Genomic DNA, 9533 nt, shown 5'->3' with positions numbered 1-9533 from the left:
TCGCTACTTTTGCTTTAAACGTTGCTCCATGATTCCTTCTTAATTTCTTCATTTTACCGCTGCTCCTTTCTATATTTTAAAATCAATTTAGAACAGCTTTACCACTTAAGCAACTGTACAGTTTTTCCCGACCAGCTCTTAATTCATTACTTTTGAAAGAGATGCAGGCCCACACTGATAGATCTCCTGGGGGAAGAAAGGAACTTAGTCTATCAGGTGGGCCATGCTGGTTTCCACTTTGTTTTTGATGTTGCACATGATTGAAATAATCATATGAGCATCAAAAACATATATGGAAACCACATCGATGGAATTCCAGACTTATTTAATGTAAAATAATAACTTTTCGATTGTTAACTTATTTGTATTAAATAGTTTATAAATTGGATTATGCTATAAGCTGTTAAAATAGGGATCATAACAAAACCTGTGATTATTAGGATCCATGGTGTAGCACTACAGCAGCGGAAAAATAATCTCATCAGCAATTCCTTTTATTTTATTAATGGACAAAAAAACTGTTGCTCTGAAAGCGCAGCTTTTCACTCCTTGTAACATGATCAGAGATAGTATTTTTTGGCCAGCAGTTTTTAAAAACAGGTGCGGATTCACCAATGAACTCATAGTTTTTTCTGTATTTGATCAATGGCCCAATGTTATAGCGAAAAACATTAATTCCAAATGATTCTATCGAACAAAGCAAATCAGTATTAATAAAAACCTTATAATTGTTTGCAAAATATTTGCTCATGAAAAAAATTAGCTCAAGGGCTGAGGCACCGTCAAAGTCTCCTTCCAATTCAATATGGATGTCTTTCCCCTTAGTTTTAGCATCTATATTGAATTTCGGTTGCATGCTCTTTTCCTTCGATCTTTGTTTGTGCAGTTCGCACGAGTTTATTTATTTCAAATCCAGTTTGATCATTGATAGAACTATCCCTGATAATCTGTCGTATTCTACGACTACATTGTCGCCCGCTTTGAAGTTCTTAAGTTCAACATCAAAACTAGCTGTTAGAGATATTGCCATGCCAGTATTATCCGCTATAGCGACCTTTCCGGTATCAGGGCTTATATCGGCAATTGTCCCCGCAACTTTAATCAAACTATTATCTTTTGATTCCTTGGAAAACACCGTTTCGCTGAAAGCGAAAATTAACAGGCCAATAAAAAACAGTGATAATAATTTTACGGGCAAGGATTTTTTCATTTTATTTACCTCCATTAATAAGACATCATAAAAAATTAGGTGATGTCTATGTTATTATAAAATATGTGCTATTTTGTTCCGGAACAAATTTAGATCTACAAGCTTAATGCTAAGATTCGCAAAGCAATTGTGTAAGTTCGGAAATAACAAAGGGTTTTTTAAGAAAACAAGCCTGATGCATTGTGTGTTCTTCTTGAAGAGGAGTTTGAAATTTGGTCCATTCACCACTCATATAAATGGTTTTCACCTCAGGACTATGTTGTCTTATAGCTCTGACCATTTCGATTCCGTTTTTTCCTGGCATCTGAATATCGGTGAGAATAATGTCAGGTTTGAAATCGAGGGAAACCATATAGCCTTCCTCGCCATTAATAGCTGTTTTAATATTATAAACAGCCCCTTTTTCAAACATGTTATCTAATATAATTTTAGCAAGATTGGCTATTCGTTCATCATCATCGACTATTAACACTTTTGTTCTGTCCATGTTTTAAACTCCCTATTAAGAGTTAGCTATGGTTGGTTTTTTTATTATCAAATATACTATAACTCTTTAATATTATATTCTAATTGGTTTATGATGCATATGAGGTTTTTGTTACCCCAATAATGATTCTTACGAGCCAAAAAATTATATAACTAAATTTTTAGCAGGCTTCCGGAAAGCTACATATAGATAAGCAAAGTGTGGGCCAAAAAAGGGCATATTGTATAATATGTTGATATATATAATAATTAATAACAGAAGGATAAATTATTATGAACTTTTTGAAGGGTATTTCATACAAAAAAAATTGTCAGAGATGCGGGCTTTTGCCTAAATATTTGATAATATAGAAAAAATATGCGTAGGGTAAACCATACGCTTTATTTTGGTTTTTTAAAATCTGCTGAATTTATATTGTGCTTTTTAAGGAGCTCATAAAAATCAGCGCGGTATTTTCCGGCCAGTTCTGCTGCTTTACTTATGTTTCCTTCGGTTATTGAAAGTATATTTGACATATATTCTTTTTCGAAATTGTTTTTTGCCTCTTTAAGCGGTTTTATATTTTCATCTTTGGTTTTCTGGGATTGAAGGATTGTCTCTTCACCAATGGTATTTCCAGTGCTCATTGCTACTGCATACTCTATGGTATTTTCCAGTTCTCTTACATTACCCGACCAGTCACGAGATAAAAGGCCTTGAATAGCAGAAGGTGTAATTTCTTTTATGTCTTTTTTCATTTCTATGGAAAATCTTTTTATAAAATGAGTTACCAGAACCGGGATGTCTTCTTTTCTTTCTCTTAAAGGCGGCAGGTGTATAGGAATAACATGGAGGCGGTAGAACAGGTCGTTGCGAAAGACTCCTTTCTCGACTTCCATTGCCAGGTCTTTATTGGAAGCAGCTATTATTCTGACATCAGCTTTAACAGAATTTTCCGACCCAAGAGGATAAAACTCTCTTTCCTGAAGGACTCTCAATAGCTTAGCCTGCATGAGTAACGGTGTTTCGGTTATTTCATCTAAAAGCATAGTGCCGCTATTAGCCTGGGCAAACAGTCCTTTTTTGTTAGAAATAGCTCCAGTAAAAGCCCCTTTTTTGAAACCAAACAGCTCACTTTCAAGCAGGTTCTCTGGTATGGCCGCACAGTTAATAGCCAAAAATGGGTTATCTTTTCTCAAGCTGGCAAGGTGCAGTGCTTTTGCTATCAGTTCTTTGCCTGTGCCGCTTTCACCCTGTATGAATACATTAGAATCAGTCTCTGCTGCCATAGCTACCTGTTCCAAAACAGCCTTCATTTTTCTGCTCTTGTAAATTATACTCTTGAATTCATAACGTTCCCCGACAATGTTTTTAAGTCTTCGGATCTCTTTTGAGAGCCTTGTCCTTTCAATGCCGTTTTTGATCTGTAATAAAAGCTGGCGATGGTCAAAAGGCTTTGTTAGATAGCTATAGGCTCCCTTTTGCATGGCATCAACTGTGCTTTCTATGGTTCCATAGGCAGTTAATATGATTACCGGCATTTCAGGGCGGATGTCATGCAAGGTTTCCATGAGTTCAATACCGTTTTTACGGGCGAGTTTCAGGTCAACCAAAGCCAGATCAAAATCTTCTTCCCTGGTTATTGCTGTTGCCTTCTGAACGTCAGCTATTGTAGTTGCCATGTAGCCTTCGGTCTCAAGCCTCATCTGCAATACTTTTAAGATATTTATATCATCATCAACTATCAGTATCTTTTCCATCCATACCTCATTTATGATTAACGGCTCTTTTTTTTCTCTGGATGTTTAAATCGATCTCTTTTAATTTTTCTATCTGGTGTTGTAATTCATTTGATCTCTTATCCTTTTCCTGGTTATCTTTTTTTAGAATAGTACATTTTTCTATTAAACTTATTATTTCTGCACGCTGTTTGCCATTTTTTATATTTTGTTCCATAATTTGATTTAAAAGTGATGCATATGTTTGAGCTTGAAGCTTCAGATTGTTTTCCGGAAATTCTTTTATTACTCTTTTGAAATATTGTAATGATTTTTTATAATCTTTATCAGGATTTTTTGGGTGAGCATAGATTAAACCCATCTGAAAAAGTGCAACATCTGTAATTTGAGGGTCTTCTTTTAATAGCTGTTGATACTTACCCAGAGCTTGTTTATAATCACCTGTCGCCATAAGATCTTGTGTTTCTACCAGCGTATGCTTTGCTTTTAAAGCACACCCTGTAATAGCTGAAAAATATAAAACTATGATAATGCAGGTAAGGTAAAAGAAAAGGTGCTTCCTTTTCCATGTTTGCTTTCGGCCCATATTTGTCCTCCATGAACAGTTATAATGTGCTTTGCAATAGAAAGTCCCAGGCCGGATCCTCTTTCAGATGCCCTTCCACTTTCAATTCGTTTGAATTTTTCAAAAACCAGTTCAAGCTCCTTTTCCGGAATTCCATAACCGGTATCTGTAACTGAGATTTCGATCATCCCTTTATTATTTATTAAAGCAGAAATGATTATCTTTCCTTTTTCAGGCGTAAATTTCAGGGCATTTCCAAGTAACTCCTCAACAACCTGGATTATCCTATCCTGATCAATATTTGCAGGTGACAACTCATTTGTAAGATTTGTTGTAAATTCAATACCCCTTTTTTGCGCAAGAGGCGATAATTTTAAGACGTTCATCTTTACGATTGGAAGAATATCTGTGACTTCGAAATGATAATCCATCATCTTTGCCTCCATGCGGGAAAGATCGAGGATTCTATTAACTTCATCTATAAGCCTCTTGCACTCGTCTTTTATAATCATGAAGAGTTGATGCTGTTTTTCGGGCATGTCTGCAAAAACTCCTTCCAGCAACATAGCTGAAGCTTCCTGTATTGCAGTAAGAGGAGTACGCAATTTATGGGATATATGGCTTATAAAGTCAATCTTCAAATCATCCAGCTCTTTAAGACGTTCGCACATAGCATCAAATGCTGTAGTAAGTTCTCCTATTTCAGGAGGAGAAGAAATAGCCAGCGTTTTAGGATATCTGCCTTTTGCAACCTCCTTTGTTTTTTCTTTCAAAAGAAGTATCGGTCGGTTAATACTTCTTGTGTTTATAATAGTAATAACAATTACCATCAATACAGCAATTGCTACAGTAGCAGTAGTAACTTTTATAACTTGAATGCTTATTTTGCTGGCTGCCCGGGTTTTCTTCAATCTGTCCCGTTCTACTGTCCTGACAAGTTCTTTTAGATTTCGATCTATATTGGCTACTAGTTTCTCTCTTTTTCCTTTATAAATTATATAGCTTTCTTCGTTATAATCCTGGCTAAGCAAGGATGATTTAGCTTCATCCCTGAATAAAGAGAGGTACATATTATATGCAATATTAGCAGCGTTTACCAAACTCCTTTTATAAGATGTGTCAGTAATTTTATTTAATTTTCCTATAGCTTCCGGGAAATATTTTTCTGACTTCCAAAAATGCATATAGAAATCCTGATCTTTTAAAACGAAAAATTTTTCTTCAAATTCCAGTTGGGTAAGCAAATAGTCTTTGAGCTCTGTGGTAATATCTGTTGAGGCATCATCAACTGAAATAATAGAATTAATAATTTGATTAACTTGGTTGAGTCTGAAAAAGGCATATACTCCCAGGCCAATAATTAAAACTATAATTGCAAGATAGCCGATTATAAGCCTTGTAAAGATAGTAAGCTTCATATAGGATATTATCCTTAATAAAATTAAATCGCGGTGGTTGTGTGAAAAAGATTTTTTTTCAAGTTGTTAGCTTTTACGAGTATCCTCATCATGATCATGATTTCAGTGCTATCAATGTTTATGCCCGGTTTGAATTCTGATGATTATTTAAAATTTAGTAACCATAAAAACACTGCAAGTTTATTAATTATTACGGAGAAATTCAATTTGGTAATGGCTGCTCAAGCTGGACATAATTGAGAAGTTTAGGTACTCATAACCAAACAATTACACTTGAATAGGAAAATTATTTTGACAAACGATATAAATGATATTTTGAGTGAAAGCAATTAAAATATAATCGGGGCAGTAAGAGAATGGGAAATTTTAAAAAATGCCCCTTACTGCAAGTAAGACTTTAAAAATGCTGTAATGTTTTGGCACTTCACAAATACTACTCAACATAAAGGTATTGCCCGGCAAGTATTTTGCTGTCTGACCTCAGGTTGTTGATATCTAGAAGCCTGTTAAGGGGCATCTTATAACTTTGTGCTATTTTATAAGGACTATCCCCTCTTTTAATTAGATATTTTTTGAAACTGTTATTGTCTTGGCTATTAATATCCGATTTTTGTAAATACAGGACCTGCCCTATGCGAAGATTTAATGATTTTAGATTATTAAGCTCCTGTATATTTTTAATTGTCGTATTATTTCGTTTGGCTATGATCCAGATGGACTCACCGCTTTTAACGACATGCTTTAGAGGGTGTGCTCTCTTTTGCTGCCTTATTTCCTGAGTTGTTTCTGCCAGCTTATATTTTGAAGAAGATGATCCACTGCCCGGAACCTTGAGAATAGTTCCTACACGAATAGTCGATTTTCGCATGCTGTTTGCAAGCATTAAGGTTTTAACGCTTGTACTATAACGTTTTGCAATTCCGGAAAGCGTATCTCCTCTTTTAACTTTATAATAAAATCTATTCGGTTTTATATTGGAGACAGGAATTGTATCTATCTTTGCTATCAATTCCTCACTCTTATCAGGGGGGACTTTAAAAATATAATTTGACGGAGGTAAAATTCCATACCTTAGCTCGGGATTAAGACGTCGTAAAACATTTTCATCAACATCTATCTTTTGGGCAATATCTTTAATACGAACCTGTTTTGCAATTTCAGTGGTTTCAGATTCTACCGGGCATTCAATATCGGTCATATCAATCCCGTATTTTTCAGGATTGGAAAGTATGTGAAGTGTTGCTAAAAATCGCGGAACATATCTTGCAGTTTCTCTGGGGAGCTTTTCATAAAGATCCCAGAAATTATCCAGATAGTTTACATTTTGATCCCTTATTACCCTTAATACTCTTCCTTCTCCACAATTGTAAGCTGCAAGCACTGTTGTCCAATCGCCGAACATTTCATGCAGTTCTTTAAGATAAGCTATTGCCGCATGTGTAGCTTTTTCAGGATCAAGTCTTTCATCAACAAACATATCCCTTTTTAAACCGAACTTATATCCTGTTGATGGAATAAATTGCCAAAGGCCAAGTGCTCTGGCAGAAGAAAGAGCGGTTACCTTGAATCCGCTTTCAATTAATGGCAACCATGACAACTCAAGAGGGATTCCGGCTTTTCTAAGTTCTTCAACTATTTTTGCCCGATACCTTCCTGAACGTTTTAGTGAGTCTTTAAAAAAATTTCTTTCACCACCGGTAGTGAAAAGATTGATTTCTGCCTGGACATGGCTATTCATTACCAAAGGAATTGCTTTATGGTTTCCATTAACTGCAAAGTTTCTTGAAGCATAAATTTCTAATATTCTTTTTGAAATAGTAAACCTAATATCTTCTTTTTGCTGAACTAAATTTGTATTATTACCATTGACATCTACTGATAGAATTAAAGAATAAGCATGATCTAAAGCTTCTATTGCATTTTCCAGTTCACCATTTTGCCATAAATCCTGAGATATCTGGCAATAATCAAGCGCTTCATCCATTTTGGTTTGAGCATTTTTTTTGGAGGCAGCTTTTTTCACTGAAGGAGCCGGAACATTTCCAACCTCTTCATCTTCAGAATCAGGGGAGACAGGCGTTAGGTCATCATTAAGTGGAGAGGCGCATTTTCCTGCAGTCGTTTCTTTTTCAGGAATAATAATAGTGTCAGATTCAATTGCATCATCAGTGTCAGAATATTGACTGTTTGAAGGGTTTTTATTATCAATTGCAGCAAGTGCAGTATCCGAATTGTTAGTTTGTGAGATTTGGGTATTGCCGATATGAGCACAACCGGCTACTAAAATAATTAATAAAAATGTAAATATTATGACAGGTATATTTTTCAAAGTATTTATCCTTAATTTTAAAGATAGCTAAGTTTCTGCTTCATAACAAAAACAAAAAATATTCTTGTGTAAGTCTGCTTTTGATCGGTTACTGCTATAGCAGGTTCGTTTCATAAAGTAAAATGCAATCACCGTGCCATGAAAAAGCATCACTATATCGTATCTGGTCAGAGCCAGTTTCAAAACGCCCCATTTTGGCCGATCTCTGCGTTGGGCTCAAATTTCAATCCTCGAAATACTTAATGTATTCCTGTGGTTGAAATTTTCGCCCGCCTTGAGCTTGACCAAACTGAAACGTTTTGAAAGTGGCTCGGTCAGTTTTAAATTTAACATTGGGACTATTTTAACTATATTGGTTTGTTCTTTAAATGCACGATGTATTGTTTCGGTTGAGATTATTGCCTTTCATACTTTAAATCAAAATCAAATATTTTTCAAAAGACTCAATTTATATCTGCTATTATAAAAAAATATTTCACATTAAAATCGATAATTATAGTGGTAGGATTAATATAGTCATCTGAATTACTATGTAAACTCAATTGGGGTTTTTTTTGATTAAGGTTTTTAGGATTTATTTGGAATCCACATGCTCATCACAAATACCAACCTGTGTTTTCAAAGGGTTAATCAAACAAATAACTGGTAACTTGTCAAGAATAATCCAATATAAGATTAAAATGTGGCGAATTGCCTTATTGGCAAATTAAATATTATCATTAATAATTAAAGAAATTTATACAGGCATGGAATTATTTTATTTATATCAATAAATATTTTTTAAAAAAACAGTTGATCTTTTATTTATAACAGATTAGAAGAAAGACTTATTATAATTCTGACGGTGAATTTTTGCGACTGCATCGTTAAATAATTAAAGATATTACAAGATAGAGTTAATAATTTTTTAAAATATAAGGTTATCGTAATTGTGTATAATTAATACATCAATTATTGAGTTTGAGTTGTAACGCTTTCGATTACATGGGCCTTTAAATTAGTTATATTTATTTTTTGGTCTGATATATTGTAAATATATAAAGTTAGACGAGCCAGAGTAGCTCAGTAGGTAGAGCGCCTCACTTGTAATGAGGATGTCGCGGGTTCAATTCCTGTCTCTGGCTCCAAATGTCATAAGGGTGGGGTTCCCGAGTGGTCAAAGGGAACAGACTGTAAATCTGTCGGCGAAGCCTTCGGAGGTTCAAATCCTCCCCCCACCACCAACCTTGAAAGCGAGTCGGATGTAGGAGATTCTGCGGGTATTTTAGAATCGTTTTTGAACTACATGGCTTTCTTCTGGATTGTTGCTCTAAAATTCGTTGAAAACCATTAATATATTTAAGATGCAATATGGTTTCATAGAAGATGATGCAGGTATAAGCGGGAGTAGCTCAGTTGGTAGAGCTTCAGCCTTCCAAGCTGGATGTCGCGAGTTCGAGTCTCGTCTCCCGCTCCATATATGGAATTTATATAATTGCATCAAGAGCTATCAATATAGCACAGTTGAAATGCCCACGTAGCTCAGTAGGTAGAGCACTTCCTTGGTAAGGAAGGGGTTCACCGGTTCGATTCCGGTCGTGGGCTCCATAATCGGAAATTTTCGCCTATAAGGAAATATATAATAGTTATATCTGAATAGGTATTGACATTTGTAGCTTTAACCTATTGAATATAGGAATTTATAATACCAAAATATTGGGAGGGTATTGAAAATGGCTAAGAAGAAATTTGAGAGGAAGAAGCCGCATGTTAATGTTGGTACCATAGGTCATATAGATCATGGCAAGACAACACTAACGGCTGCGA

Annotated in this window: 8 protein-coding genes and 4 tRNA genes; 5 read left to right on the top strand and 7 right to left on the bottom strand. The window is 35.1% G+C overall.

The window, feature by feature from the left end:
* Nucleotides 1–502: 502 nt before the first annotated feature.
* The 7 genes from KKC46_01175 to KKC46_01145 all read right to left on the bottom strand — a co-directional run bounded on the left by KKC46_01175 (nt 503) and on the right by KKC46_01145 (nt 7727).
* On the bottom strand, nt 503–856 hold the full coding sequence (locus KKC46_01175) for a hypothetical protein (protein MBU1052422.1): 354 nt from the start codon (nt 854–856) through the stop codon (nt 503–505).
* A 45-nt stretch (nt 857–901) separates the two neighbouring features.
* Entirely contained in the window at nt 902–1210 is a 309-nt protein-coding gene (locus KKC46_01170; protein MBU1052421.1) for a hypothetical protein, read from the bottom strand.
* Between the two features lie 109 nt (nt 1211–1319).
* Nucleotides 1320–1697, bottom strand: a complete 378-nt coding sequence (locus KKC46_01165) for a response regulator (protein MBU1052420.1) — start codon at nt 1695–1697, stop codon at nt 1320–1322.
* A gap of 380 nt (nt 1698–2077) precedes the next feature.
* Complete coding sequence (locus KKC46_01160; protein ID MBU1052419.1) at nt 2078–3436, bottom strand: sigma-54 dependent transcriptional regulator; 1359 nt, start codon at nt 3434–3436, stop codon at nt 2078–2080.
* 7 nt (nt 3437–3443) lie between these two features.
* Nucleotides 3444–3866, bottom strand: coding sequence for a tetratricopeptide repeat protein (locus KKC46_01155; GenBank protein MBU1052418.1), 423 nt, complete (start codon nt 3864–3866; stop codon nt 3444–3446).
* A 71-nt stretch (nt 3867–3937) separates the two neighbouring features.
* Nucleotides 3938–5398, bottom strand: a complete 1461-nt coding sequence (locus KKC46_01150; protein MBU1052417.1) for a HAMP domain-containing protein — start codon at nt 5396–5398, stop codon at nt 3938–3940.
* Between the two features lie 433 nt (nt 5399–5831).
* A complete protein-coding gene (locus tag KKC46_01145; GenBank protein MBU1052416.1) occupies nt 5832–7727 on the bottom strand; it encodes a LysM peptidoglycan-binding domain-containing protein in 1896 nt (631 codons plus the stop codon).
* 1051 nt (nt 7728–8778) lie between these two features.
* Here KKC46_01145 and KKC46_01140 point away from each other — a divergent pair.
* From KKC46_01140 to KKC46_01120, 5 genes are all read left to right on the top strand, one after another.
* Nucleotides 8779–8854, top strand: a tRNA-Thr gene (locus KKC46_01140).
* Between the two features lie 11 nt (nt 8855–8865).
* Nucleotides 8866–8950, top strand: a tRNA-Tyr gene (locus KKC46_01135).
* A 157-nt stretch (nt 8951–9107) separates the two neighbouring features.
* A tRNA-Gly gene (locus KKC46_01130) sits at nt 9108–9183 on the top strand.
* A 54-nt stretch (nt 9184–9237) separates the two neighbouring features.
* Nucleotides 9238–9314, top strand: a tRNA-Thr gene (locus tag KKC46_01125).
* 125 nt (nt 9315–9439) lie between these two features.
* Nucleotides 9440–9533, top strand: a 94-nt coding sequence (locus KKC46_01120; GenBank protein MBU1052415.1) for a hypothetical protein, incomplete at its 3' end; no start/stop codon positions are given.

The organism is Pseudomonadota bacterium (genome assembly GCA_018817425.1).
GTDB lineage: Bacteria > Desulfobacterota > Desulfobacteria > Desulfobacterales > RPRI01 > RPRI01.
The sequence above is the reverse complement of the archived record's forward strand: the minus strand, read 5'-3'. Positions and strand labels throughout refer to the sequence as shown.

Coding starts and splice junctions, on each gene's coding strand:
- KKC46_01175 (MBU1052422.1), bottom strand. CDS start 856: ATGCAACCGAAATTCAATATAGATGCTAAAACTAAGGGGAAAGACATC.
- KKC46_01170 (MBU1052421.1), bottom strand. CDS start 1,210: ATGAAAAAATCCTTGCCCGTAAAATTATTATCACTGTTTTTTATTGGC.
- KKC46_01165 (MBU1052420.1), bottom strand. CDS start 1,697: ATGGACAGAACAAAAGTGTTAATAGTCGATGATGATGAACGAATAGCC.
- KKC46_01160 (MBU1052419.1), bottom strand. CDS start 3,436: ATGGAAAAGATACTGATAGTTGATGATGATATAAATATCTTAAAAGTA.
- KKC46_01155 (MBU1052418.1), bottom strand. CDS start 3,866: ATGGCGACAGGTGATTATAAACAAGCTCTGGGTAAGTATCAACAGCTA.
- KKC46_01150 (MBU1052417.1), bottom strand. CDS start 5,398: ATGAAGCTTACTATCTTTACAAGGCTTATAATCGGCTATCTTGCAATT.